25 protein-coding genes and 1 other annotated feature are annotated in these 26,287 nt (G+C 63.3%); of the genes, 19 read left to right on the forward strand and 6 right to left on the reverse strand.

Features of this window, described 5'->3' with window-relative positions; all coding sequences use genetic code 11:
- Positions 1–424: 424 nt before the first annotated feature.
- Genes ACOX7T_RS03515 through ispE form a run of 5 tightly spaced genes read left to right on the forward strand, consistent with a single transcriptional unit; the run spans position 425 to position 4,967 of the window.
- Positions 425–904, forward strand: coding sequence for an Lrp/AsnC family transcriptional regulator (locus ACOX7T_RS03515; RefSeq protein ID WP_433439949.1), 480 nt, complete (start codon positions 425–427; stop codon positions 902–904).
- The gene (locus ACOX7T_RS03520; protein ID WP_433439951.1) at positions 901–2,094 is read left to right on the forward strand and encodes a pyridoxal phosphate-dependent aminotransferase; all 1,194 of its coding nucleotides are present in this window, start codon (positions 901–903) and stop codon (positions 2,092–2,094) included. Before ACOX7T_RS03515 ends, ACOX7T_RS03520 begins: the two co-directional genes overlap by 4 nt.
- A gap of 38 nt (positions 2,095–2,132) precedes the next feature.
- Positions 2,133–2,735 carry a bifunctional phosphoserine phosphatase/homoserine phosphotransferase ThrH gene (thrH, locus tag ACOX7T_RS03525; protein ID WP_433439953.1) on the forward strand — a complete coding sequence of 201 codons (603 nt, stop codon included), beginning with the start codon at positions 2,133–2,135 and terminating at the stop codon, positions 2,733–2,735.
- 37 nt (positions 2,736–2,772) lie between these two features.
- Positions 2,773–4,053, forward strand: coding sequence for a DUF1015 domain-containing protein (locus ACOX7T_RS03530; RefSeq protein ID WP_433439955.1), 1,281 nt, complete (start codon positions 2,773–2,775; stop codon positions 4,051–4,053).
- Positions 4,054–4,106: 53 nt separating this feature from the next.
- Positions 4,107–4,967 carry a 4-(cytidine 5'-diphospho)-2-C-methyl-D-erythritol kinase gene (ispE, locus tag ACOX7T_RS03535; protein ID WP_433439957.1) on the forward strand — a complete coding sequence of 287 codons (861 nt, stop codon included), beginning with the start codon at positions 4,107–4,109 and terminating at the stop codon, positions 4,965–4,967.
- Between the two features lie 54 nt (positions 4,968–5,021).
- Here ispE and leuA read toward each other — a convergent pair whose 3' ends face one another.
- The 4 genes from leuA to ACOX7T_RS03555 all read right to left on the reverse strand — a co-directional run bounded on the left by leuA (position 5,022) and on the right by ACOX7T_RS03555 (position 8,538).
- The gene (gene leuA, locus ACOX7T_RS03540) at positions 5,022–6,707 is read right to left on the reverse strand and encodes a 2-isopropylmalate synthase (protein WP_433439959.1); all 1,686 of its coding nucleotides are present in this window, start codon (positions 6,705–6,707) and stop codon (positions 5,022–5,024) included.
- Between the two features lie 65 nt (positions 6,708–6,772).
- Positions 6,773–7,005, reverse strand: a binding site (T-box leader).
- Between the two features lie 53 nt (positions 7,006–7,058).
- Positions 7,059–7,469, reverse strand: coding sequence for a metal-dependent transcriptional regulator (locus ACOX7T_RS03545; RefSeq protein WP_433439961.1), 411 nt, complete (start codon positions 7,467–7,469; stop codon positions 7,059–7,061).
- A 20-nt stretch (positions 7,470–7,489) separates the two neighbouring features.
- Entirely contained in the window at positions 7,490–7,918 is a 429-nt protein-coding gene (locus ACOX7T_RS03550) for a flavodoxin (protein WP_433439963.1), read from the reverse strand.
- Between the two features lie 38 nt (positions 7,919–7,956).
- On the reverse strand, positions 7,957–8,538 hold the full coding sequence (locus ACOX7T_RS03555; RefSeq protein ID WP_433439965.1) for a DUF3793 family protein: 582 nt from the start codon (positions 8,536–8,538) through the stop codon (positions 7,957–7,959).
- 287 nt (positions 8,539–8,825) lie between these two features.
- Between ACOX7T_RS03555 and nagB the strand changes: the two genes are divergently transcribed.
- The 14 genes from nagB to ACOX7T_RS03625 all read left to right on the forward strand — a co-directional run bounded on the left by nagB (position 8,826) and on the right by ACOX7T_RS03625 (position 24,405).
- On the forward strand, positions 8,826–9,551 hold the full coding sequence (gene nagB, locus ACOX7T_RS03560) for a glucosamine-6-phosphate deaminase (RefSeq protein ID WP_433440117.1): 726 nt from the start codon (positions 8,826–8,828) through the stop codon (positions 9,549–9,551).
- Between the two features lie 42 nt (positions 9,552–9,593).
- Entirely contained in the window at positions 9,594–10,712 is a 1,119-nt protein-coding gene (gene nagA, locus ACOX7T_RS03565) for an N-acetylglucosamine-6-phosphate deacetylase (RefSeq protein ID WP_433439967.1), read from the forward strand.
- 135 nt (positions 10,713–10,847) lie between these two features.
- Positions 10,848–13,034 carry a DNA topoisomerase III gene (locus tag ACOX7T_RS03570; protein WP_433439969.1) on the forward strand — a complete coding sequence of 729 codons (2,187 nt, stop codon included), beginning with the start codon at positions 10,848–10,850 and terminating at the stop codon, positions 13,032–13,034.
- 240 nt (positions 13,035–13,274) lie between these two features.
- A complete protein-coding gene (locus tag ACOX7T_RS03575) occupies positions 13,275–13,535 on the forward strand; it encodes an HPr family phosphocarrier protein (RefSeq protein ID WP_294533846.1) in 261 nt (86 codons plus the stop codon).
- Between the two features lie 27 nt (positions 13,536–13,562).
- Positions 13,563–15,638: a BglG family transcription antiterminator gene (locus ACOX7T_RS03580; protein ID WP_294533843.1), complete on the forward strand. Its 2,076-nt coding sequence runs from the start codon at positions 13,563–13,565 to the stop codon at positions 15,636–15,638.
- The gene (ptsP, locus tag ACOX7T_RS03585; RefSeq protein WP_433439972.1) at positions 15,625–17,340 is read left to right on the forward strand and encodes a phosphoenolpyruvate--protein phosphotransferase; all 1,716 of its coding nucleotides are present in this window, start codon (positions 15,625–15,627) and stop codon (positions 17,338–17,340) included. Before ACOX7T_RS03580 ends, ptsP begins: the two co-directional genes overlap by 14 nt.
- A 13-nt stretch (positions 17,341–17,353) precedes the next feature.
- On the forward strand, positions 17,354–17,776 hold the full coding sequence (locus tag ACOX7T_RS03590; protein WP_294533837.1) for a hypothetical protein: 423 nt from the start codon (positions 17,354–17,356) through the stop codon (positions 17,774–17,776).
- Between the two features lie 166 nt (positions 17,777–17,942).
- Positions 17,943–18,413: a PTS sugar transporter subunit IIA gene (locus ACOX7T_RS03595; protein ID WP_294533835.1), complete on the forward strand. Its 471-nt coding sequence runs from the start codon at positions 17,943–17,945 to the stop codon at positions 18,411–18,413.
- A gap of 27 nt (positions 18,414–18,440) precedes the next feature.
- Positions 18,441–18,740, forward strand: a complete 300-nt coding sequence (locus tag ACOX7T_RS03600; RefSeq protein ID WP_294533830.1) for a PTS fructose transporter subunit IIB — start codon at positions 18,441–18,443, stop codon at positions 18,738–18,740.
- A 63-nt stretch (positions 18,741–18,803) separates the two neighbouring features.
- Complete coding sequence (locus tag ACOX7T_RS03605) at positions 18,804–20,234, forward strand: PTS galactitol transporter subunit IIC (protein WP_433439975.1); 1,431 nt, start codon at positions 18,804–18,806, stop codon at positions 20,232–20,234.
- Positions 20,235–20,321: 87 nt separating this feature from the next.
- Positions 20,322–21,377 (forward strand): 2-hydroxyacid dehydrogenase, encoded by a 1,056-nt coding sequence (locus ACOX7T_RS03610; protein WP_294533822.1) that lies wholly within the window; start codon positions 20,322–20,324, stop codon positions 21,375–21,377.
- Positions 21,378–21,423: 46 nt separating this feature from the next.
- On the forward strand, positions 21,424–22,104 hold the full coding sequence (locus ACOX7T_RS03615; protein WP_294533820.1) for a class II aldolase/adducin family protein: 681 nt from the start codon (positions 21,424–21,426) through the stop codon (positions 22,102–22,104).
- Positions 22,105–22,188: 84 nt separating this feature from the next.
- Positions 22,189–23,226, forward strand: coding sequence for an alcohol dehydrogenase catalytic domain-containing protein (locus ACOX7T_RS03620; RefSeq protein WP_294533818.1), 1,038 nt, complete (start codon positions 22,189–22,191; stop codon positions 23,224–23,226).
- A 15-nt stretch (positions 23,227–23,241) separates the two neighbouring features.
- Positions 23,242–24,405, forward strand: a complete 1,164-nt coding sequence (locus ACOX7T_RS03625) for an iron-containing alcohol dehydrogenase (protein ID WP_294533814.1) — start codon at positions 23,242–23,244, stop codon at positions 24,403–24,405.
- A gap of 55 nt (positions 24,406–24,460) precedes the next feature.
- Here the strand turns inward: ACOX7T_RS03625 and ACOX7T_RS03630 are convergent, their stop codons facing one another.
- On the reverse strand, positions 24,461–24,673 hold the full coding sequence (locus tag ACOX7T_RS03630) for a DUF378 domain-containing protein (RefSeq protein ID WP_433439978.1): 213 nt from the start codon (positions 24,671–24,673) through the stop codon (positions 24,461–24,463).
- A 140-nt stretch (positions 24,674–24,813) separates the two neighbouring features.
- Positions 24,814–26,244 (reverse strand): MATE family efflux transporter, encoded by a 1,431-nt coding sequence (locus tag ACOX7T_RS03635; protein ID WP_433440119.1) that lies wholly within the window; start codon positions 26,242–26,244, stop codon positions 24,814–24,816.
- Positions 26,245–26,287 lie beyond the last annotated feature (43 nt).

Here is a 26,287-nt window from a genome sequence, read left to right on the forward strand (position 1 = left end):
TTCTGTCGGAAAAACAAAACGCGCAAATACTTAGCTATGCATCAATTACACCTCATCATAGCACTTTGGCACAGGAATTTCCACTGGAAAATAGACAAAATTTTGACCCTTCCGGGGGAGTCTCTTCTATCATTCGGCAGAGAAATTATGGCGGCGGGAGGGGTGAAAAAGAAATGGTTGGACAAGCTGGAAAATGTGTGAAACAGTCTTGACGGCACGGAGCAGCAGGCCTAAAATCAGGTCTGCCGGGAAAGCTGCGGAAGCATATATATTATAAGGTGCGGAAGAGGAAAGCGGAAAAGACCGCGGCTCCTCTTGCGGCTTTGCCCCGCAGGCATTATAATAGGAATATTAAGCGGAGAACAGCTCCGCGCCTGCCGCCGGCCGGCAGGCGAAACATGAACACCGACAGGAGGAGATCTGCATGACAAAGCTGCTCCAGCTCTTGGAGGAGGACTGCACCCTTACCCACGAGCAGCTGGCCGCGATGGCAAACATGACGGTGGAGGAAGTCAAAGCCGCCATTAAGAAATATGAAGAGGACAAGGTCATTCTGGGCTACCAGGCCATTGTGGACTGGAACACCACCGACCGGGAGGACGTGACCGCACTGATTGAGGTGAAGGTCATTCCCCAGCGGGAGGAGGGCTTTGACCGCATTGCCGAGCGTATCTATCAGTATGAGGAGGTAGAGGCGCTGTACCTGATGAGCGGCGCCTTTGACTTTACGGTCATTATCTCCGGTCACACCCTGCGGGAGGTGGCCTCCTTTGTCAGCGACCGGCTGGCCTCTCTGGAGGGCGTCACCAGCACGGCTACCCACTTCATTCTGAAAAAATACAAAGAAAAGCACCTGATCTTTGAGAAGCAGGCGCCGGGAGAAAGGGAGTTTATTTTCGTATGAATTACGAGCAGATTATGTCCCAGCGGATTCAGGAGGTCCAGCCCTCCGGCATCCGCCGGTTCTTCGATATTCTGGAAGAGATGAAGGATGCCATCTCCCTGGGCGTGGGCGAGCCCGACTTCGTCACCCCCTGGCACATCCGGGACGCGGGCATCTACTCTCTGGAGAAAGGCCGCACCCGCTACACCTCCAACGCCGGCCTTGCCGAACTGCGGCGGGAGATTGCCTCCTATCTGGAGCGCCGCTTTAACCTGAAGTACGACTTTGCCAGCCAGATTGTGGTGACCGTGGGCGGCAGCGAGGGCATCGACCTGGCGCTGCGGTGCCTGATCAATCCGGGCGACGAGGTCATCATCCCCGTGCCCTCCTTTGTGTGCTACGGGCCCCTGACCTCCATGGCCGGCGGCACCCCCGTGCTGCTGGAGACCCGGGCGGAGGACGAGTTCCGCCTCACCCCCGAGCTGCTGAAGAAGGCCATCACCCCCAAGACCAAGGCCCTGGTGCTGCCCTTCCCCAACAACCCCACCGGCGCGGTGATGGAGCGGTCCGACCTGGAGGCCATTGCCGAGGTGCTGCGGGGCACCGACATCATGGTCATCTCCGACGAGATCTACTCCGAGCTGACCTACGGCATGCACCACACCTCCATCGCCAACATTCCCGACATGTATGAGCGGACCATCGTCATCAACGGCTTCTCCAAGAGCCACGCCATGACCGGCTGGCGCATGGGCTACGTCTGCGGCCCCAAGGAGATCATCAAGCAGCTGCTCAAGCTGCACCAGTTCGGCATCATGTCCGCCCCCACCGTCAGCCAGTACGCCGCCGTGGAGGCCATGCGCAACGGCGACCGGGACATTGAGCGCATGCGGGAGGAGTACGACGGCCGCCGCCGCTACCTGGTGGAGGGCCTGCGCCGCATCGGCCTGCCCTGCTTTGAGCCCAAGGGCGCCTTCTACGTGTTCCCCGACATCCGTTCCACCGGCCTGAGCTCCGACGAGTTCTGTGAGCGGTTCCTGATGGAGGAGAAGGTGGCCGTCATCTCGGGCACCGCCTTTGGCCCCGGCGGCGAGGGCTTCATCCGCTGCTGCTACGCCACCTCCATGAAGGACATCGCCGAGGCCCTGACCCGCATGGACAACTTCCTCACCAACCTGCGCAAGAAGCAGGCCCGCGCCGCCGGGAACTGAGCGCGGCATCTATCAACCCAGAGAAAGGGGACGCAGAGATGTACATTACCTGTCTGGATATGGAGGGTGTGCTGGTACCGGAGATCTGGATTGCCTTTGCCGAGGCCAGCGGCATCCCCGAGCTCAAGCGCACCACCCGGGACGAGCCCGACTACGACAAGCTGATGAACTGGCGTCTGGGCGTGCTGAAGGAGCACGGCCTGGGCCTGAAGGAGATTCAGGACACCATCGCCACCATCGACCCGCTGCCCGGAGCCAAGGAGTTTCTGGACGAGCTGCGCAACTTCACCCAGGTGATCATCCTCAGCGACACCTTTGAGCAGTTCGCCCAGCCCCTGATGAAGAAGCTGGGCTGGCCCACCCTGTTCTGCAACACCCTGGAGGTGGCCCCCGACGGCATGATCACCGGCTTCAAAATGCGCTGCCCCCAGTCCAAGCTGACCACCGTCAGGGCCCTCCAGTCCATCGGCTACGACACCATCGCCTCGGGCGACAGCTTCAACGACCTGGGCATGATCCAGGCCAGCAAGGCCGGGTTCCTGTTCCGCAGCACGGAGCAGATCAAGGCCGACTATCCCCAGATTCCCGCCTACGAGGAGTTTGGCGACCTGCTTGCAGCCATCCGCAGCGCCATGGACTGACCGGGGCCGGACCACCGGCGGAAAGTGAGTGAGAGACATGGACAAACGCTTTGAGGGACTGCCCTTTGTTCCGGCCGACATCCTTCTGCCCAAAGACTGCGAGTATTCCAAGTGGTCGGTGGCGCCCTGCGACCAGTACACCTCCCAGCCGGAGTACTGGCAGCGGGTGGAGGAGTATGTGGGCTCCGCCCCGTCCGCCCTGCGGCTCATCCTGCCCGAGAGCTGCCTGGAGGGGCCGGATGTGGAGACCGACATCATGGACGTAAACAACACCATGACCCGCTACCTGCGGGAGGGCCGGTTCCGCACCCTGCCTGACGCCATGATCTACGTGGAGCGCACCCTGTCCGGCGGACGGACCCGCCGGGGACTGCTGGGCATGGTGGACCTGGAGCAGTACGACTATGAGCCGGGCTCCGGCACCCTGATCCGGGGCACCGAGGGCACCGTGCTCAGCCGCATCCCGCCCCGGGTGGCGGTGCGGAAGAACGCGCCCATCGAGCTGCCCCACGCCATGCTCCTGGCCGACGACCCGGACCGCACCATCATGGACCCCCTCACCGCTGCCAGGGACGATCTGGAGGTACTGTACGACTTTGACCTGATGGAGCAGGGCGGCCATGTGAAGGGCTGGCTGCTGGGGGACCGTGAGAAGGCCGCCGTGGCCTCCGCTCTCCGTGCCCTGGCCGATCCTGCCGCCTTCCGCCTGCGGTACGGCAGCGGCAGCGGAGCGCCTCTGCTCTTCGCCGTGGGAGACGGCAACCACTCCCTGGCCACCGCCAAGGAGTGCTACGAGCGGCAGAAGCGGCTTACGCCCCCGGAGCGGTGGGATTCTCTGCCCGCCCGGTACGCCATGTGCGAGCTGGTCAACCTCCACGACCAGTCCCTGGAGTTCAGGCCCATCCACCGGGTGCTCTTCGGCGTGGAGCCGGACGACGTCATCCGGCAGCTTCTGGTCGCCTTCCCGGGGGCCCACCTGGGGCCGGGTGAGGGACACTCCCTGTCCTTCGTCCACCGGGACGGCGCGGGCGTGGTGACGGTGCCCCACCCCACCTCCCGCCTGCCGGTGGGGACCCTCCAGCCCTTCCTGGATGACTATGCCATCAACCACCGCTGCCGCATGGACTACATCCACGGCGCGGACGTGGCCCGGGAGCTGGCCGCACGGCCGGGGAATCTGGCCTTCCTGATGCCCGCCATGGACAAGGAGCGGCTGTTCTCCATCATCCTGCACGACGGGGTGCTGCCCCGCAAGACCTTCTCCATGGGGGAGGCAAACGAGAAGCGCTTCTATCTGGAGGCGCGGAAAATCAGATAACAGGAGCGGGAGCGGCGGATTGCCGCCCCCGCTCTTTGCGGAGGAAAAACGGTATGGCCACAATGGAAGTGAGCGCCTTTGCCAAGCTGAATCTGACCCTGGACGTGCTGGGAGCCCGGCCGGACGGGTACCACGACCTGCGGATGGTGATGCAGTCCGTGTCCCTTCACGACACCATCACCCTGGAGACGGGCACCGGCCGGGGGCTGACGGTGGAGACGGACAACGAGTTTCTGCCCAATGACGAGCGGAACCTGGCCGCCGCCGCCGCCCTGCGGTTCTGCGAGGCCACCGGCACGGACCTGGGCGGACTGGCCCTGCGGATTGAAAAGCGTATCCCGGTGTGCGCCGGCATGGCCGGCGGCAGCACCGACGCCGCCGCGGTGCTCCGCGCCCTGAACCAGATGACAGGGGTCAACCTGCCGGTGGAACAGCTGGCGGAGATCGGAGCGCGGGTGGGCTCCGACGTGCCCTACTGCGTCCTGGGCGGCACCGCCCTGGCTGAGGGCAGGGGAGAGCGGCTCACGCCGCTGCCCCCGCTGCCGGAGTGCCATGTGGTGCTGTGCAAGCCCCATTTCCCGGTGTCCACCCCCGAGCTCTTCGGCCGCATTGACAGCATGAAGCTCCGCTGCCGCCCCGACACAGCGGGGATGCTGGAGGCGCTGAAGCGGCAGGACCTGGAGGGGGTGGCCCGGCGGCTGTACAACGTGTTTGAGGACGTACTCCCCGCCCGGCGGAGGGCGGAGGTGCTCTCCATCCGCAACGCCCTCATTCAGTTCGGCGCCCTGGGCGCCTGCATGAGCGGCACCGGCCCCACCGTGTTCGGCCTCTTCGACGACCCCGCCGCCGCCCACTCCGCCTGGGAGGAGCTGTCGGCGTCCTACCGGGATACCTTCCTGACCCAGGTGGTATAACACACATAAAAAAGCGACCCGCCGTTTGAACGGCGGGTCGTTTTTTTATTCCATTCAGTTCCCGCTGACCGCCCGGTTGATGGCGGACAGGATGCCCTTGAGGGGGGCCAGGTTGATGTTGTGGGAGATGCCCACGCCGAAGTGGTCCTTGCCCTCCTGGTCCCGCAGCTGGATGTAGGCCACGGCCATGGAGTCGGAGCCGTCAGAGATGGCGTGCTCCTTGTAGTCCACAAAGGTGAAGCGGTCCATCTTCTGGCCGTGGATGGCGTTGAAGAAGGCGTCGATGGGGCCGTTGCCCGAGCCGTTGACCTGGAAGGTGCTGTCGTGGTGGCGGATGGTGCCCGCAAAGGTGACGTGGGAGTGGCCGTCCTCGTCGGTGAACTCAGCGAAGGAGTGGCGCACCAGCTGGTAGGGCGCGGTGGCCTCGATGTAGTTCTCCCGGAACAGCTCGTAGATGCGCTCCGGCTTGAGCTCGGTGCCCACCCGGTCGGTCTCCACCTGGACGATGTGGCCGAACTCGGGGTGCATGGCCTTGGGTAGGTCGAAGCCGAAGTTGTGGTGCATGACGTAGGCGGCGCCGCCCTTGCCCGACTGGGAGTTGATGCGGATGATGGGCTCGTACTGGCGGCCCACGTCGGCGGGGTCGATGGGCAGGTAGGGGATCTCCCAGTACTCGCTGCCGCTCTCCTCCATGTAGGCGGTGCCCTTGTTGATGGCGTCCTGGTGGGAGCCGGAGAAGGCGGTGAACACCAGCTCACCGGCGTAGGGCTGCCGCTCGCCCACCTTCATCTTGGTGCAGCGCTCGTACATGGCCTTGATTTTGTTGATGTCGGAGAAGTCCAGCTCCGGGTCCACGCCCTGGGTGTACATGTTCATGGCCAGGGTGACCATGTCCACGTTGCCGGTGCGCTCGCCGTTGCCGAACAGGGTGGCCTCAATCCGCTCCGCGCCGGCCAGCAGGCCCATCTCGGCGGTGGCCACGCCGCAGCCCCGGTCGTTGTGGGGGTGGAGGGAGATAATGGCGCTGTCCCGGCTGGGCAGCTTGGAGATGAAGTACTCCAGCTCGTCGGCGAAGTAGTTGGGCATGCAGTTCTCCACCGTGGTGGGCAGGTTGAGGATAATCTTCTTCTCCGGCGTGGCGTGGATGGCCTCGATGACCGCCTGGCAGATCTCCACGGCGTAGTCCATCTCGGTGCCCATGAAGGACTCGGGGGAGTACTCGTACCGCAGGTCCATACCCTCGGCAATGACGGGCTGGGACAGCTCGTAGATGAGCTTGGCCGCGTCGGTGGCGATCTTGGTGATGCCGTCCATGTCCATGTGGAACACCACCTTGCGCTGGAGGGTGGAGGTGGAGTTGTAGAAGTGGAGGATGACATGCTTGGCGCCCCGGATGGCCTCAAAGGTCTTCTGAATCAGGTGGGGCCGGGCCTGGACCAGCACCTGGATGGTCACGTCGTCGGGGATGTGGCCGCCCTCGATGAGCTCCCGGCAGATCTCGTACTCGGTCTCGCTGGCGGAGGGGAAGCCGATCTCGATCTCCTTCACGCCGATGTCCACCAGGGTGTGGAAGTACTCCAGCTTCTCCTGGAGGTTCATGGGGTCCACCAGGGCCTGATTGCCGTCACGCAGGTCCACTGAGCACCAGATGGGGGCCTTGGTGATCTGCTTGTCGGGCCAGGAACGGTGCTCCATCTTCAGGGGAACGAAGGGAATGTACTTTTCATAGGCTTTTTTCATGACAGTGACCTCCTTATGGTCTGCGGCCAGGGGACGAAAAAACGCCCCTGACCTAAAACAATTAGGTCAGGGGCGTATAATACGCGGTACCACCCTGCTTCCGCCTGCCGTCTCCGGCAGACGCTCATTGGCCTCCAACAAGGCCGTGGCCGGTAACGGGGCCAGACGTTCCGCCCTACTGCGGTTCGGGCGGACGGCTCAGGGACCAGTATCCGCGCGGCGCCCTCGCACCGGTTCGCACCAACCACCGGCTCTCTGAGCGGGACTTACCGCGCCTTCTTCCCTTCCTCGCCTTTTGCAATGTGATTGCGTCTATTTTAGCCCAAGAAAGGACATTTGTCAAGAGGGCGGTCAGGAGCACATGGCCTGGCGGAAGAGCACCGAGGGCATGGGGGTGCCGGAGAGGACCATCTCGCTCATCAGCTCCCGGGTGGCGGGGGAGAGGCAGCACAGGCACCGGTCGGCGTCCAGCCGGGCGGTGTCGCCGTCCACCCCCAGGTGCTCCCGCAGGTAGGTCTCCAGCAGCATCCGGTCGGTGTAGAGCCGGTTGGCGGAGCGCAGGCCGTCGGGGGTGAGCCGTACCCGGCCGTAGCGCCGCCGCTCAATCATGCCCTCCCGGTCCAGAATGCCCAGCATATGGGCCACACTGGAGGCGGCCACGTTCAGCCGCCGGGACACGTCCACCGAGCGCACGGCGTCCAAGCCGCCGCTGAGTTCATAGATGGTGAGCAGGTAGCGGCATGCGGTCTGGGAGAGTTCCATGGCTTCCGGCACCTCCTTTCTCAGCCCGCCAGGGTTCGGCCCAGGTCCCGGCAGGCGGCCAGACCGTCGTCGTCGGGCATCTCGTTGCAGATGAGGCCCTCATCGCCCTGGAGGGCGGCGCCGCAGGCGGCGGTGCGGTCGTACCAGTCCCGCATCCACTGGCCGTCGCCCCAGCCGTAGGAGCCGAAGAGGGCCACCGGCTTGCCGGACAGGCTGGCAGACAGGTCCTGGAAGAAGGGCTCAAACTCCCCCTCCTCCAGCACCTCGGCGCCCATGGCGGGGCAGCCCAGGGCCAGGCGGTCGTACCCGGCGGCGTCGGCGGCGGAAATTTCGGCGACGGAGAAGAGGGACACGTCGGCCCCGGCCTTCCGGGCGCCCTCCGCCACGGCCTGGGCCATGGCCTCGGTGTTGCCGGTGCCGCTCCAATAGATGACTGCAAGCTTGCTCATAAGAAAAACCTCCTTGAATTTTGAGAGAACTTCCGATTTTATGCCGCCGGGCGCTGCTCCGCGCCCAGCAGGCTCAGCAGGGAACAGCCCCGCTCCAGCCGGGCGCACAGGGCGGAGCGGCAGAGGGCGAACTTGCGGAACTGCCGCCTGGCCCCCTCCACGTCCTGATAGACCTTCCACTCGCCGCACAGACGGCAGCCGCTGCCGCCGTGGGTCATAAAACCCACCACGTCCTCGGGGGGATAGCCCAGGAACAGGCCCAGTTCGTGGGGGAAGCCGCCGCCTGCGGCAATCCGGCCGCTGAGGCGGCGCAGCAGGGCAGCGGGGGAGGCACCGGCGGGATAGCCCGCCTTCTCCAGCAGCCCGGCCACCCGGGGGGAGGAGAGGCAGCGCTCCAGCAGCACGGGCCGGTAGACCAGCAGGAGAAAGCGCCTGCGGCACCGGCACAGCACCTCCAGCCGGATGCCCCGGTGCTCCAGCAGCCGGGAGTAACCCCCGGCCAGTCTGGGCAGGTCGGGGTACTCCGCCGCCGACAGGGAGATGAGACAGGCGGGCTTGAGCCCCACCAGCGCCGGAGCGCAGTGGTAGACCACGGAGCGTTCAAACTGAGGGTGTGCCATTCCATATGCCTCCTTTTTCGTTAGCGCAAGCTAACTAACTGCGGAAAGAAAAGAGGCGTTGTGCCTCTTCTTGGTTAGCTAAAACTAACTGATGTGAGAATACCACATTCCGACGACGCTGTCAACAAAAATCTGGATTGGCCGGCGGGAGAAAACAGGAGAAAGACGATTGGATAAAAAATAAGCAGAATATGGCCTTGCCTAAACAGGCGGCGCAGGCTAGAATAGAACGTGAGAAAGCGCCCGGCTGGGCGAGGGACAATGATGAAAAGGAGAAAAATACCATGATTCGCATTTATGCAGCAGAGAATTATGATGAGATGAGCGAGAAGGCGGCCCGTATCATTGCCGCTCAGGTGATTGTGAAGCCCGAGTGCGTGCTGGGCCTGGCCACCGGCTCCTCTCCCATCGGCACCTACAAGGGCCTGGTGGAGCGGTACAAGGCGGGCAAGATCTCCTTTGCCGGCGTGACCACCGTGAACCTGGACGAGTACAAGGGCCTGTCCGGCGCCCACGACCAGAGCTACCGCTACTTCATGCAGCACAACCTGTTCGACCACATCGACGTGCGTCCCGAGTGCACCCACGTGCCCAACGGCCTGGCCGAGGACGCCGAGGCCGAGTGCGCCCGGTACGACGCCTTTGTCCGCAGCCTGGGCTGCGCCGACCTGCAGCTGCTGGGTGTGGGCCGCAACGGCCACATCGGCTTCAACGAGCCCTGCGATGAGTTCGTGGTGCCCACCCATGTGGTGGACCTGACCGAGAGCACCATCGAGGCCAATGCCCGCTTCTTCGCCTCCCAGGACGAGGTGCCCCGTCAGGCTCTGACCATGGGCATCGGCGTGATCATGGGTGCCAGGAAGATTGTGATGGTGGCCAGCGGCGCCGACAAGGCGGATGCCGTGTACGGCATGGTGAAGGGCCCCGTGAATCCCCAGCTGCCCGCATCCATCCTGCAGCTCCACCCCGATGTGACCCTGGTGGCGGACAAGGCGGCCCTGTCCAAGCTGTAAGCAACTGACACACGCGCCGGGTGGCGCAAGGAGGAATACACAATGAAAATTACAGGCGCACAGGTATTTGAGGCCCGCGGCACCTTTGTCAACCGGGACCTGTATGTGGACGGCAGCAAGCTGACCGACCGGGACTGCGGCGGCGAGGTGCTGAACGCCGAGGGATGCTACGCCATCCCCGGCCTGACGGATATCCATTTCCACGGCGCGGTGGGCCACGACTTCTCCGACGGAGACGCCGACGGCCTGGCCGCCATCGCCGAGTATGAGCTGAGCCGTGGCGTGACCCAGATCTGCCCCGCGGGCATGACGCTGCTGCCCGAGGATCTGGAGAAGATGTGCGCCGTGGCGGCGGAGCACCGGAAGGCGGAGAAGCCGGGCGCCAGCCTGTGCGGCATCCACCTGGAGGGGCCCTTCCTGTCCATGGCCAAGAAGGGCGCCCAGAACGGCGACTGGATCCAGCGGCCCGACGTGGCGCTGCTGCGGCGGCTGGAGGAGGTGTCCGGCGGACTGGTGAAGCTGGTGTCCATTGCACCTGAGGTGGAGGGCGCCATGGACTTCATCCGTGAGGTGTCCGGCGAGGTGCGCATCTCCATCGCCCACACCACCGCCGACTACGACACCGCCATGGCCGCCTTTGCGGCGGGCGCCAGCCACGTGACCCATCTGTTCAATGCCATGCCGGCCTTTACCCACCGGGCCCCCGGCGTGGTGGGCGCGGCCTTTGACACGCCGGACTGCCGGGTGGAGCTGATCTGCGACGGCATCCACATCCACCCCTCCGTGGTGCGGTCGGTGTTCAAGCTCTTCGGCGCGGACCGTGTGGTGCTGATAAGCGACACCATGCGGGCGGCGGGCATGGCCGACGGCGACTACTCCCTGGGCGGCCAGCCGGTCATCAAGAAGGGCAAGTACGCCACCCTGGCCGACGGCACCCTGGCCGGCTCGGTCACCGACCTGATGGACTGCATGCGCACCGCCGTGTCCTTCGGCATCCCCCTGGCCGACGCGGTGCGGGCGGCAGCAGTGAACCCGGCCCGGGCCATCGGCATTTACAGCCGGTGCGGCAGCCTGGAGTGTGGCAAGTGGGCCAATGTGGTGCTGCTCAACAAGGACCTGTCCATCCGGAATGTGATCTTCAAGGGCGAAGTCATTGCATAAATACGTCGGAAAAGCCGTCCCGGTTGGGGCGGCTTTTCCTGTATACGAAGCCCGGCGGAGAGACTCGGCGTTGCCTTTTTCTCTCCGCCGGGCTATACTGTTTTTATCTATGCATTGAAAAGGAGCGTGAGGACGGTGTCCAAGACGCTGGTACTGGCAGAGAAACCCTCTGTGGGCCGGGAGCTGGCCCGGGTGCTGGGCTGCAAACACCAGGGAGAGGGCTGCCTGGAGGGAGACCGATACGTGGTCACCTGGGCCCTGGGCCATCTGGTGGAGCTGTCGCCCCCGGAGGAGTACGACAAGGCCTGGGCCAAGTGGGACATGCTCACCCTGCCCATGCTGCCCGAGAAGATGAAGACCCAGGTCATCCCCCAGACCGGCCGCCAGTTCCGGGCCGTCCAGGCCCTCATGCGCCGGGGAGATATCTCCGACCTGGTCATCGCCACCGACTCGGGCCGTGAGGGCGAGCTGGTGGCCCGGTGGATCATGGAGAAGGCTGGCTGGAAGAAGCCGGCCAAGCGGCTGTGGATCTCCTCCCAGACCGACAAGGCCATCAAGGAGGGCTTCGCCCACCTGCGCCCGGCATCGGAGTACGACAACCTGTTCCGCTCCGCTCGGGCCCGCAGCGAGGCCGACTGGCTGGTGGGCCTGAACGTGACCCGGGCCCTCACCTGCAAGTTCAACGCCCAGCTCTCCGCCGGACGGGTCCAGACCCCCACCCTGGCCCTCATTGTGGACCGGGAGCAGGAGATCCGCCGGTTCGTACCCAAGGACTTCTTCACCCTGGCGGCCAAGACCCCAGGCTTCACCGCCACCTGGCGGGACAAGAAGGGCCAGGCCAGGATGTTTGACCGTGCCCAGGCCGAGGACCTGGCCAGGCGGCTGGAGGGCAGGACCGGCGTACTTACCCAGGTGAAGCGGACCTGGAAGCAGACCCCGCCGCCCCCGGCCTACGACCTGACCGAGCTCCAGCGGGACGCCAACCGAAAGTACGCCTACTCCGCCAAGGAGACGCTGTCCATCATGCAGAATCTCTACGAGGTTCACAAAGTGCTCACCTACCCCCGCACCGACTCCCGCTATATCTCCGACGACGTGGTGCCCACCCTGCCGGAGCGGCTGCGCAGCGTGATGGTGGACGAGTACAAGCCTCTGGCCCAGCAGATTATGCGCGGCCGCCCCCTCCAGACCCGATACCTGGTCAACAACGCCAAGGTCACCGACCACCACGCCATCATCCCCACCGAGGAGCAGCCCGACCTGTGGCGGCTCACCGGGCCGGAGCGGAACATCTACGACCTGGTGGTCCGCCGGTTCCTGGCGGTGCTGCTGCCGCCCTTCACCTATGAGGAGATCCGCCTGACCATGACGGTGGACGGGGAGACCTTCACCGCCCGGGGCAAGATTGTGAAGGACCAGGGCTGGAAGGCGGCGTACAGCCGCTTCGCCCTGGAGGAGGACGAGAATACAGCGGAGGACGAGGACACAGAGCAGAACCTGCCGCCCCTGAACCAGGGGGACAAGATTTCCCTCACCGGGCTGCAGATCAACGCGGGCAAGACCGCGCCGCCCAAACGGTACACCGAGGCCACCCTCCTCACCGCCATGGAGCACCCCCAGGCCCAGGTGAAGGATGCGGAGCAGTCCCGTATCCTGGAGGAGACCGGCGGTCTGGGTACCCCGGCCACCCGGGCGGACATCATCGAGAAGCTCTTCTCCGCCTTCTACATTGAGCGGCGGGGCAAGGAACTCTGTCCCACCTCCAAGGGCATCCAGGTGGTGGAGCTGGCTCCCGCAGACCTGCGCAGCGCACAGCTCACCGCCAAATGGGAGAAGCGGCTGGGGGACATTGCCCAGGGCAGGGAGAAGGAGGACGCCTTTGTGGGGGAGATGCGGTCCTACGCCGCCCGGCTGGTGAGCGAGGTGAAGGCCAGCGACGCGTCCTACCACCACGACAACCAGACCCGCAGTCCCTGCCCCGACTGCGGCAAGTACCTGCTCAAGGTCAGGACCAAGCGGGGGGAGATGCTGGTGTGCCCCGACCGGGAATGCGGCTACCGCCGCAGCGTCAAGCAGATCACCAACGCCCGCTGTCCCAACTGCCACAAGAAGATGGAGCTGCGGGGCGAGGGGGAGAAGCAGATGTTCGCCTGTGTGTGCGGCTACCGGGAGAAGCTGAGCGACTTCAAGAAGCGCCGCTCGGAGAGGTCCGCCGGCAAGGGAGATGTGCGCCGCTACCTGGAGCAGCAGGACCGCCGGGAGGAGCAGGGCTCCTCGGCCATGGCGGAGCAGCTGAAGAAGTGGCTGGAGCAGAAGAAATAGGGCTCGGTAAGCGAACTGGAGCCATGGGAAGACCATGGCTCCATTTTTTAAATATTTGATTGGAAATGTGTAAGAATTGTGCCTGAAGAAAGGGAGGTATGCTTTTTGCACAATGTCTGAAAAATAACACGCATTGATTTGGTAATGTTCAACAGGAGGGCGACGTGCTAAGATGAGGTCAATCAAAAAGCTGCATCTTTTAATAGGAAAAACAGCACAGCAGAAAGGATGGAACCCATTATGTACGAGGAAAAAATCACCATTCAGAATCAGAGCGGCCTGCACGCCCGGCCGGCGTCCGAGCTGGTCGAGGTCAGCAGCAAGTACGACAGCGACATTATCCTGGTCCATGAGGACGACGAGATCAACGCCAAGAGCATCATCAGCGTACTTTCGGGCGGCATACTGCCCGGCATGGAGGTCCTGCTTCAGGTGGAGGGAAGCGACGAGCAGGAGGCGGCCCAGGCTGTCTCCGCGCTGCTGCACAACCTGCCCGACTGACGAGACAAAAGGAATGGGGGAGCGCAAGTGGAATTAAAGAGCCGACAGACCTACATCCTGCGCAGTCTGCTGGATGCGGAACAGGGACTTACCTCCACCTACCTGCTTCAGATACTGGGCATTGCCAAACGGACCTTTTACTATGACGTGGAGAAGATCAACGACTATCTGGCGCAGTACCGGATGGGCCGCCTGGTGATTGGCGGGCAGCGCATCCGGGCCGAGATCTCCGACCGGGCGGCCCTGGACCGCCAGCTGCGCAAGAACAGCAGTTACTTTTTCTCCGTCGCCGAGCGCCGGGCCATGGAGATTCTCTATATCTCCCTGGCCAGCGAGGTGGTCACCATCAACCGCATGATGGAGACCTTTGACGTGAGCAAAAACACCGCCCTGGCCGACATCAAGATGATCCGGGAGGAGCTGGACGAGTGGGGGCTGAGCCTGCACAGCGCCATCAAGGTGGGCTATCAGATTGAGGGCGAGGAGGCCACCATCCGCAAGCTGCTGTGGGCCCAGTTCCGCAAGCTGAACAACCCGGAGGGCACCTCCGCCGTCAAGAGCTTTCTCCAGCAGAGCATGGTGGCCCTCACCGGCAACGACATCGACTTCCTGGAGCTGTGCCGCTGCCTCATCAAGCAGTATGAGTCCGACATCAAGGGCGACTGCTTCCTCAATGAGAGCGGCTTTGAGAGCATGATGATCCAGGCCTCCTGGATCCGTAGCCGGAAGGGCCACGAGATCAACATGAGCGGGGACGAGCAGTTCGCCCTGATGAAAACCCTGTCCTACCGCTCCGTGGAGTTCTCAGCCCAGAAGCTGGGGATTCTGGGCATGGGCATCTCCCCCAAGGAGACCTATTACATCACCTCCCTCTTCCTGGGCATCCAGACCACCGACTTTGCCACCCAGGAGGAGGAGGACAGCTACATCGCCGCCCTGGCGGAGCAGCTGATTTACAACTTTGAGCGCATCGCCTGCATCACCTTCCCCAACCGGGAGCGGCTCCACGGCCAGCTCAGCCACCATATCCGGCCCATGTACTACCGGCTGAAGTACGGCATCATGGACAAGAACCCGCTGGTGAAGGACATTCAGCGGATGTATCCGGCGGTGTACGACTTCACCCGCCGGGCCATGCTGGAGATTGACAGCAAGCTCCTCAAGGACATCTCGGAGGATGAGCTGTCCTATCTGTGCGTCTACTTCGCCAGCAACCTGAACGAGAAGTTCCTCTCCCAGACCGAGACCACAGCGGCGGAGGAGGTGCTGATCATCGGCGCGGGCAATATGGCCACCGCCACGCTGGTGAAGGAGCAGCTGCAGAACCTCTTCGGCCTGTCCTTCCGGTACAGCGTCATCACGGTGGACCGGGTGCGCAAGTGGGAGCTGGACGACTACGCCCTGGTGGTCTCCCTGGTGCCCCTGGGGCCCCAGCAGCAGTGTGCCAAGCTGGTGCAGACCGGCCCCATCCTGACGGAGACCAACCAGCGGAAGATCATGGACGTGCTCAAGACCAACCGCACCATCGCCCGCCACGACCAGCTGATTCAGGATATCATCCGTATGGTGGAGCAGAACACATCCGGTGAGATACAGAGCGAGCGGCTCTACTTTGACCTGTTCCGCTACTTTGAGCGGCGGGACGGCGGACGCAGCACACCCCAGACCGCGGAGACCTTTGTGGAGAAGCTGCGGGCGGAGAACATCGTACCCCTGCCGGAGGATGCCGATTGGGGCGAGGCGGTGCTGCTGGGCGCGGAGCGGCTCCAGGGCGAACGGCTGGCGGACAAGATGCGCAACCTGCTCACCAACCGGAAGGTACAGATGTACCGCTTCCACCCCGACGCGGTGCTGGTCCACTGCCCCATGCAGGGCGAGGTGGGCGCCAAGGTGGATGTGCGCATCCTGGTCTCTCGGGAGGGGGTGGTGTGCCGGGATGGGGCCAGGGCAGGGGTCATCCTGTGCCTGAGTACCGTGGACCGGTACACCCACTGGAACACCCTCCAGGAGATTTATCAGTACTTCAGCACGCCGGGCCACGTGGACGGCGTGAAGCAGCTTTACAGTCACCCTAAGGAGGAAAACAGCCATGAAAGAGTTTAAGGGACTTTCCGGCGCCAGAGGCCAGGCTCTTCTGCCCGCGCTGGTGCTGAGCCGGGCGGCCATTGTGCCCGAGAAGCGGGAGACGGCCGACCCGGAGGGGGAGATCGCCAGGTTTGAAGCCATCCGGGCCGCCTATGCCGCCGAGCTGGACGCACTCAAGGAGAAGACCGCGAAGGAGAATGGGGAGGAGGCCTCCGCCATTATGAAGGCCTACGCCGTCATTGCCCGGGACAATTTCTTCTTCAAAAAGCCTATGAAGCAGGTGAAGAATGAGGGCGTGGCCGCCGACTGGGCTGTGGCCGCCGAGCGGGACAAGGTGTGCGCCAAGTTTGCCGCCATGGAGGACCCCTACATGAAGGCCCGGGCCGACGACATCCGCAACGTGTGCGATGAGCTGATCCGGCGGCTCAACGGGGTCTCCTCCGCGGTGGAGGTACAGGGAGACGGCCCTGTGATTCTGATGGCCGAGGACCTGACACCGGAGGATACCATCCGGATTGACAAGTCCAAGCTGGGAGGTTTCATCACCGAGCGGGGGGGCGTCACCTCCCACGCGGTGATTCTGGCCAAGACGCTGGGCATCCCGGCGGTGGTGGGCTGCGAAGGAATCCTGTCTGCGGCCCGGTCGGGGGAGCAGATCTATCTCAACGGCGACGAGGGCTGGGCGGCAGTGGAGCCCGACGGGGAGATGGCCGCCCGGTTTGCCGCCGCGGATGAGGCACAGAAGGCCATGGCGGAGCGGTATGCCCAGGCGGCGGCCATGCCCGCCGTCACACGGGACGGCCACAGGGTCCAGGTGTGCGTCAACTCGGGCGACAGCGAGAGCGCCAGAGCCTTCCGGCCCGACCGCTGCGACGGCATCGGCCTGTTCCGCACGGAGTTTCTCTTCATGGGCCAGCAGGACTACCCCTCCGAGGAGTTCCAGTACCAGGCCTACCGCGCCGTAGCCGAGGCGGCGGCAGGGAAGGAGGTCATCATCCGCACGCTGGACATCGGCGGCGACAAGCAGCTGGGCTATATGGACCTGCCCAAGGAGAGCAACCCCTTCCTGGGCTACCGGGCCATCCGCCTGTGCCTGGACCGGAAGGAGATCTTCCTCACCCAGCTGCGGGCCATTCTCCGGGCATCTGCCCACGGTAATCTGAAGATCATGTTCCCCATGATCGTTACAATGGAGGAGCTGCGGGAGGCCAAGACCCTCACCGCCCAGGCCATGGCGGAACTGGATGCCCGGGGCCTGCCCCATGCGGAGCATGTACCCCTGGGCATTATGGTGGAGACCCCTGCCGCCGTGCTCCTCTCCGACAAGCTGGCGAAAGAGGCGGAGTTCTTCTCCATCGGCACCAACGACCTCATCCAGTACACCACGGCCACCGACCGGCAGAACGAGCGGGTGCAGTATCTCTACACGCCCTGCAATCTCTCCGTGCTCCGGGCCATTCACACCGTGATACGCAACGGCCACAAGGCGGGTATCCCCGTGGGCATGTGCGGCGAGGCGGCCTCTGACGAGCGGCTGCTGCCTCTGCTGCTGGCCATGGGGCTGGACGAGTTCTCCGTTGTGCCCGCCCAGGCGGGGAAGGTGAAGTATATGGTGCAGCAGGCGGACTATGCCGCCCTGTCCGGCCTGCCCGACGCCCTGTGGGAGCAGGAGACCGTGGAGGACGCCTGCCGCCTTCTGGACCAGTATGCCATCCGCTGACGGGAGGAAGGTCATGAAAAACACCGGGAAAAAGGAAGCTGTACAGCTGGAGAAATGCCTCTGGTGCGCGAAGATGACGGACAGCCGGGACTATATTATCAACCCGGAGGCCCGGCACGAGCTGCCCTGCTGCTGTGAGGAATGCTTTGGCCATGTGAAGGCCTTTGTGGAGCGGGACAAGCGGTTCCGCATGCCCTTCTATCTGGCCCTGGCGGTGCTGGTGGTGGCCAATCTCTTCTTCTTCGGCCTGATGCCGGATACCCGCTGGCGGTATCTGCCCATGCTGGGCATCGGCGTGCTGGCAGCGGTGTTCCCCTATGTGTTTGCCAGCTATGAGCGATATCAGGCCATCGGCCTGCGCCGCACCACGGTGATTGTGCGGGTGCTGGCCGGTGCTGTGGCCACCTTTGCGGCGGTGCTCATCGTTGTGAGCTGACGAACGGAGCTTGTCGTATATTTCACACAAACCGGCTCACATTTTTGCAAATTTAGGTGTGCATGTTGTGAAAGAACTTGGCCTTTTTTCCTCCGTAGGCCTGTGCTATTCTTACACCAGAAACGAAGCTCCGGAGGCTGCGTGATACATCGCAATACGTTGGGAGATGAAGACAATCGCTACCCTGCTTGATGAACGGCTGGTGGTGCTGGACGCTGATGTGGAGACCGCGGAGGACTGCATCCGTCTGATGGCCGGCCTGTTTGAGAAGTACGGCTATGTAAAGCCGGGCTACGGCGATGCCGTGGCGGAACGTGAGAAGGGGTTTCCCACCGGCCTGCCCGGAAAGGGCATCAACCTGGCCATACCCCACACCAACAACGCCCTGGTGAACAAACCCGCGGTGGGCGTGATTATTCCCCGGAAGCCGGTGGAGTTCGCCATGATGGGGCAGAAGGACACCAAGCTGTCCTGCGAGGTGATTATGCCCTTGGTGGTACAGGATTCCAAGCGCCAGGTCGCCATGCTGAAGAAGATGATGAAGATCATCCAGGACGGGGACCTGCTCCGGCGGCTGAGGGATTCCAGGGATAAGGCGGAGATTCTCTCCAGCCTGTCCGTGCTCAACGAAGAGTAAGCAAAATCTGAAAGGAGCGAACCAGAAATGAGACCTGTCAAGATTCTGTCCGTGTGCGGTTCCGGTACCGTGAGTTCCGCCATGCTCTCCTCCAAGCTGGAGGATGTGCTCAGCGAGAAGGGCTACGCCATGGAGGCCACCGAGGTGGCGCCCGGCGGCGTGGCGCTGGCGGTGCAGAGCGGAGGCTACGACCTCATCGCCTACACCAGCCCCGTGGAGGACATCTACGGCATCCCCGTCCTCAACGCCACCGGCTTTCTGGTGGGTATCAACGAGGAGGAATTCGTGGAAGAGCTCATGGACGTGGTGGGCAAGCTGGACCTGTAAGAGCAGCTGTCCCTGAATCCGAAAGACAGACCCCTAATTTAAAACAGAAAGGGAGCGGGAATTGTGTTTTTCGACTGGCTGAAGAGCTTTTTTGATACCTTTGGCAACTATATCACCGTGCCCATCATCATCTTTGTCATCTGCATGATTTTCGGCACGCCCCTCAAGAAGTCCTTTGCCTCCGCCGTGCTGGTGGGCGTCGGCCTGAAGGGCATGGCCTTTGTCACCGACGCCTTCGGCGCCATTCTCTCCCCCCTGGTGCAGCAGATCGTAGAGAGCACGGGGCTCAACCTGCCCGCGCTGGATATCGGCTGGCAGGCTGTGGCCAGCGTGGCCTACTCCACGGAAATCGGCATGGCCTTCATCGGCGTGGGCCTGCTCTTCCAGATCATCCTCTGGCTGGTGAAGGTGACCGACATCTTCATGCCCTCCGACCTGTGGAACAACTACTCCATCATTGTCTGGGGCTCCATGCTCTATCAGCTCTCTCAGAACCTGGTGATGGCCTTTGTGCTGATGCTGTTCATCAACCTGGTGACCCTCCTCATCGCTGAGGTGATGCAGAAGCGCTGGTCCACCTACTACCACTATCCCAACTGCGCCATGACCGCGCCCCACCACATGGGCGACGCGCCCATGTACCTGGTCCTCAACATCCTGCTGGGCAAGATCGGTCTGGACAAGGTCCGCGTGGACCCCGAGGCCATCAAGAAGAAGATCGGCTTCCTGGGTGAGCCCATGTACATCGGCCTCATCGTCGGCATCATCTTGGGCGTGGTGGGCAACATCACCCGCCTGAACACCATGGCTGCCTGGGGTCAGGTTGCCAACGTCACCGTGACCTGCGCCGCCGTCATGGCCATCTTCCCCAAGATCGCCGGCCTCTTCGCCTCCGGCTTCACCGCCCTCACCGACTACTCCCGCAAGAAGCTGAAGAAGAGCAAATACGGCCAGAACCGTGAGTTCATCATCGCCGTCAACGACGCTCTGGGCTATGGCGAGGCCGCCACCCTGACCACCGGTCTGCTGGTCATCCCCTTCGCCGTCCTCATGGCCTTCATCCTGCCCGGCAACGTGGTAGTGCCCGTCATGGTGCTGCCCTCCCTGCCCTATATGGTTGAGGTGCCCGTCAGCCTCTCCAACGGCAACATCCTCAAGTCCTGGATTATGGCCTGCATCGTGTTCTGCGCCAAGCTGGCCATGGCCTCCTACTGGACCGCTACCTTCACCGAGGTGGCCGCTGGCGCCGGCTTCGAGGCCGCCATCACCGCCCTGGCCGGCGGCACCCTGATCATCGGCTTCATCATGTCCAACTGCACCGCCGGCGTGATCACCATGGCCTTCCTGACCATGAATCCCATCATCATCGCCGCCGTGGTGGCTGTCTACGTGGTGCTGTTCGTCCTCTTCAAGAAGAACAAGGTCCGCGTTCAGGATTACCTGGAGCGCTGCGCCCTGGGCACCGTGAAGGATACGCCCACCGCAGCCGCATAACGAAGCAAAACGCCGGGAGGCATCCGTTTCGCTGTCCAGCGGCGAAGCGGATGCCTCCTTCAAAAAGCCCGAATGGAGGAAACTGCTTTGAAAATCTTGGTTATTGGAGACATTGTGGTCCCCTGCGAGCTGCTGGTGGAGGCCGCCCACACCATCGCCGGAGACAGAGAGCACACGGTCGAGGCGGTGGAGTGGCCCTGTGAGAGCCGCCAGGAGTTTCAGCACCGCTCCCTGAACCTGGAGAAGAACGGCCCCACGGCAGAGAAGGTGCCCGACGAGGCCTATCAGGAGATTGCCGACGCGGATATCCTGCTCACCCACTTCTGCCCGGTGCCCGCCGACCTGATCGCCGCGGGCAGGAAGCTGACCCTCATCGGCACCTGCCGGGGCGGCATGGAGCATGTGGACGTGGCCGCTGCCACGGAGCGGAACATCCCGGTGGTCCACTGCATCCGCAACGCCGAGTGCACCAGTGACTTTGCCATCGGCCTCATGTTCGCCGAGACCCGGAACATCGCCCGGGCCCATGCGGCCATCAAGCAGGGCAACTGGCGCAAGGACTATGTCAACAGCGGCTACACCACCTCTATGTGCGAGATGACCCTGGGTGTGGTAGGCCTGGGCCACATCGGCAAGCTGGTGGCCAGGAAGGGCGCCGGCATCGGCATGAAAAAGGTCATCGCCTACGACCCCTTTGTCAGCCAGGAGAGCCTGGACGCCGCCGGGCTGCCCGTCACCCTGGTATCCCAGGAGGAGCTGTTCCGCACGGCGGATATCGTCTCCCTCCACATGCGCCTTACCCCCGAGACCAAGAACAGCATCGGCCGGGAGCAGCTGGGCTGGATGAAGCCCACCGCCTACCTCATCAACACCTCCCGTGCCGGCGTGATGGACAAGGACGCCCTGGTGGAGGCGCTGCGGAACAAGACCATCGGTGGCGCGGCCCTGGACGTGTTCTGGGACGAGCCCGTCCCCGCCGGAGACCCGCTGTTGGAGCTGGACAACCTGACCATGACCCCCCATACCGCCGGCAACGTGGTGGACGCCCTGCCCAAGTCCCCGCTGCTGCTGGCCAGGGTGATTCTGGACTACTGGGCCACCGGAAAGAGCGACATGGTGGTCAACCTGAGAAACCTGAAATAAGTCTGCCAAATGGATACCGTATCAAGATGAAAAGGAGTAATGCGCCATGCTGATGGAAAAGGAACGCAACGATATTGTGGAGTTCGGCAAGCAGATGAGCAGCCAGGGCCTGTCCAAGGGCACCAGCGGAAACCTGTCCTGCTACGACCCTGAGACCGGCTATATGGCCATCGGCCCCTCCGGCCTGGGCTATTTTGACACCACGCCCGAGGACATCGTCATCATGGACCTGGAGGGCAACATCATCGAGGGCAAGCGCAAGCCCTCCAGCGAGCATAACCTCCACGCCACCGTCTACAAGCACCACCCCGAGGCCCGGGCCGTGGTGCACACCCATTCCACCTACTGCACCACCTTCGCCTGCCTCCGTCAGCCCCTGAAGGCCGTCCACTACGTCATCTCCGGCGCCGGTGTGGACGAGGTGCCCTGCGCCGAGTACGCCACCTTCGGTACCCCCGAGCTGGCCGAAAACGTGGGCAAGGCCATGGGGGAGAGCAAGGCCCTCCTGCTGGCCAACCACGGCCTGGTGACCTGCGGCCCCAACATGGCCAAGGCCTTCTCCCTGGCTGTGAACATGGAGTTTGTGGCCGAGATGCAGTGGCGCTGCATGGCGGTGGGCACACCCGCCGTCCTCACCGGCGAGGAGATGGCCGCCGTCCGTGTGCGGATGCAGAGCTACGGCCAGGCCAAGAAGCCCGGCGAGCCCAAGGATACGGTGGGCTATTGAGCGCGTAACGGGGCGTGAGCCCGAATGGTGTCCGCAGGCGGGTTTCCGCCTGCGGACATACTTCTCAATCAGGGAGGTCAGCAGATGAACGGAACCATGAAGCAGGCCATGCTGTTCGGCGTGGAGGACATCCGCATTGTGGAGCAGCCCATCCCCGACCCCGGGCCGGGGGAGGTGCTGGTGAAAAACCGGATCTCCACCACCTGCGGCACGGATGTGAAAAACTTCAGGCGGGGCTACCCGCTCCTCAAGCCGCCCCATCCCTATGGACATGAGTTCTCCGGCGTGGTGGCCGCCGTGGGCGCTGGAGTAGAGCATGTGAAGGAGGGGGACCGGGTGGCCTGCCACAATACCGCCCCCTGCGGACACTGCTACTACTGCAAGCACGGCCAGCCCTCTATGTGCGAGACGCTGACCTACTGCCGGGGCGCCTATGCGGAGTATGTCAAGGTCCCGGCGCCCATTGTGGAGCAGAACATGTTCGTCATCCCGGACAGCCTCTCCCACAAGACGGCCTCCCTGATGGAGCCCTTCTCCTGCGCGGTCTACGGCATTGAGAACTGCCCCATCGCCCTGGGGGATTTTGTGGTGGTCAACGGTGCGGGGCCCATCGGCCTGATGTTCGCCCGGCTGGCGGTGCTCCGGGGGGCAAAAGTGCTGGTGACCGACATGGTGCCCGGCCGCCTGGAGACGGCCCGCCGCCTGGGCGTCTGGCAGACGCTGAACCTGACCGGGGTGGAGGACACGGTGGCCGCCGTCCGGGCCCTCACCGACGGGGAGCGGGGCGCCGATGTGGTCATTGAGGCCACCGGCCTCATTCAGGTGTGGGAGACCAGCGTGAAAATGGCCCGGAAGGGGGGCTTTGTGCTCCTCTTCGGCGGCACCAAGTCGGGCAGTGTACTCCACGTGGACGCCACCCTGCTCCACTACTCCCAGATTACCATCAAGGGCGTGTACCACACCACGCCCGCCCATGTGGCGGCGGCGCTGGAGCTGCTGAAGCTGGGGGTCATCTCGGCGGAGGACTTTATTCAGAACGAGTATCCCCTGGACCAGCTGGAGGTCGCCATCCGGGAGCACGCCTCCGGCGCGGTCATCAAAAATTGTATTGTCTACGACTAAAAAGGAGGCATTCCCATGTATGGTATTAAGCTGGGTTGCGGGCATATGTACTGCGGCCAGGACGCGGTCAAGGCCCTGGCAGATCTGCCGGGGGAGCGGAAGCGGGCCTATATTGTCATGAGCGGCACCATCCAGCAGGAGCTGGGCCAGCTGAAGATGGTCACCGATGTGCTGGAGGGGGCGGGCTTCACCTGCCGGTTCTACACAGATGTGGAGCCGGAGCCCAGTTTCCAGACCGTGCTGAAGGGCGCGGCGGACATGGCGGACTTTGCGCCCGACTGGGTCATCGGCTTTGGCGGCGGCTCCGCCATGGACGCGGCCAAGGCCATGTGGGTGTTCTATGAGAACCCGGAGTACAAGGAGCTGGAGGACGTGATGCCCCCCAACGAGATCAAGGACCTCCGGGTCAAGGCCAGGCTGTGCTGCATTCCCACCTCTGCGGGTACCGGCAGCGAGGCTACTCGGGCGGCCCTCATCAAGGACACGGTGAAAAAGAAAAAGTACTCCATTCGCTGCATGAAGGGGCGTCTGGTGCCCGACGTGGCGGTGCTGGACCCCATCTTTACCACCACCATGCCCAAGAGCCTGACGGCCTCCTCCGGCATGGACGCCCTGACCCACGCCATCGAGTCCTATGTGACACCCAAGGCCAACCCCTACTCCGACGCCATGGCCATGGCCTCCTTCCGGTACGGCTATGAGAACCTGGCCGAGTGCTATGAGCACGGGGACAACCTGGAGGCCCGGGCCAACATGTTGGCTGCCTCCTGCATGGGCGGCATCGCCTTCTCCAACTGCGCCCTGGGCATTGTCCACTCCATTGCCCACACCTTCGGCGCCGAGTACGGCGTGCCCCATGGCCTGGCAAACGCCATTGTCCTGCCCTACGGCATCCGCTTTAACCAGGAGAATCCGGAGACCGCCAAACGCTACCGTGAGCTGGCCGCCCTGGTGGGGGAGACCGACCTGCTGGAGGCGGTGATGAAGCTGCGCCGGAGAATCAACGTCCCCGAGACCATGAGCGAGGTGGTGAAGGACGAGGCGGACGTGATGTCCAAGCTGGATGCTCTGGTGGACAAGGCCTTTGCCGACGTGTGCACGCCCTTTACGCCCCGCATGCCCAGCCGGGAGGAGATGCGCAGCCTGATTCTGGAGGTCTACCACGGCGCGTGCCGGTAAGCCATCTCACACAAAAAACGGAGAAGCACAGCAAGTCTGTGCTTCTCCGTTTTTTTCAGGCTTTCTCGTCGGCAGTGTCCCGGTCCCGGAACAGGAGGGAAATACACCACACGGCGGCCAGGCCCACCAGGGTATAGACAACCCGGGAGATGGCGCTGTCGGAGCCGCCGAAGGCGAAAGCCACCAGGTCGAATCCGAAAATGCCGATGCTGCCCCAGTTGAGTCCGCCTACGATGGCGAGGATCAGGGCAATTTTATCGATAATCATCGCGAAGAGACCTCCTCAGATTGGATTCCGAGGATAGCATCACCGAAAACAGCAGCAAATATGCACAGCGGCACAACAAGAAAAAAATGACAAAAAACCGGCCGCCTCTCTGTATGAGGCGGCCGGTCTGAACGGCGCTGTCAGATAAGCTGAATCTGCTTCCACTTGCCGCGCCAGAAGCGGACCAGGAAGAGGCTGCCCCGGACGATCCAGTCGCAGAACATGGCGCCCCACACGCCCAGCAGGTGCAGGCCCATCATGGGGATACCGAACACGGCATCGGCGCCCAGCACATAGCTGAGGACAATGCGGCAGGCGAGCATGGAGATGAGGGACACGCTCATGGTGAACATGGCGTCGCCCGCGGCCCGGAGGGCATTGGGCAGGGTAAAGGACATGGGCCAGAAGAACAGGACGAACACGGAGTTCCACCGCAGCACCTGGGCGGCCATGGCGGCAGCCGGAGCGCTCAGGTTGAAGAGGGTGACCAGCCAGCCCGCGCCGAAGAAGAGAATCACGGCCATGGTACCCATGGAGATGTACGTCATAATCATCAGCTTGCGGGTGTACCGGACCGCCTGGTCCAGCTGCTGTGCGCCCACACACTGGCCCACCACGGTGACCATGGCCAGGCCGATGGCCTGACCGGGCACGTTGATGACGCCGGCCACACTGTTGGCGATGGCGTTGGCGGCCACGGCGGAACCCACCACTGCCAGGTTGACCCCGGCGTCAAAGGAGGTGATGAGGCTGAGCACCACCAGCTTGCCCACCTGGAACAGGCCGTTCTCCAGACCGGTGGGGATGCCGATGGTGAGGATGCGCCGCACCATGACCCAGTGGAACTCGGGGCGGAACATGTGCTCAATGCGCAGGACGCAGTCTCTGTGCTGGAGCAGGAACAGGATGATCACCGCCGCCACAATGCGGGAGGTGAGGGTACCGATGCCGGCGCCCAGGGAGCCCATACCGAAGCCGAAAATCAGGATGGCGTTGACGGCGATGTTGACGATGTTGACAATCAGGGAGTTGAACATGGACACCTTGGAGTTGCCCATGGAGCGGAACAGGGCGGCGCCCGCGTTGTAGAGCGCCATAAAGGGGTAGGCCAGGGCGGTAGAGATAAAGTAGACCACGGCGGATTCCATGACATCATCGTTGATGCTGCCGAAGATCAGGAAGAGCAGGTGCTCCCGGAAGATGAGGCACAGAATCATAATCACCGAGGAGAGCACCGTCACCGCGTAGAGCAGCTGCTTGGCGGCGGTCTTGGCGTGGTGGGGCTCCTTGCGGCCCAGGTACTGGGACACCACCACCGCGCCGCCGGTGCTGAGGGCGGCAAAAATCTGAAGCATCAGGGTGTTGATGTTGTCCACCAGGGAGACGCCCGACACAGCGGCCTCACCGGCCGTGGTGACCATCACCGTGTCCGCCATACCCACGGACATCAGAAGAAATTGCTCAATTACCAGAGGGATGATCAGTCGCACCAGCATTTGACGGCTGAACAGCGGTTTGTTCTGGGTGGGCTGTTCCCGTTCGGCGCATTTGACCTGGGTCTGCTCCTCCATCTCCACGCCCTTCTCCTTTCATACACACAAAATTCCTTATAGG

Origin of the sequence: Pseudoflavonifractor sp., from assembly GCF_050943825.1 — a bacterium.
GTDB lineage: Bacteria > Bacillota > Clostridia > Oscillospirales > Oscillospiraceae > Pseudoflavonifractor.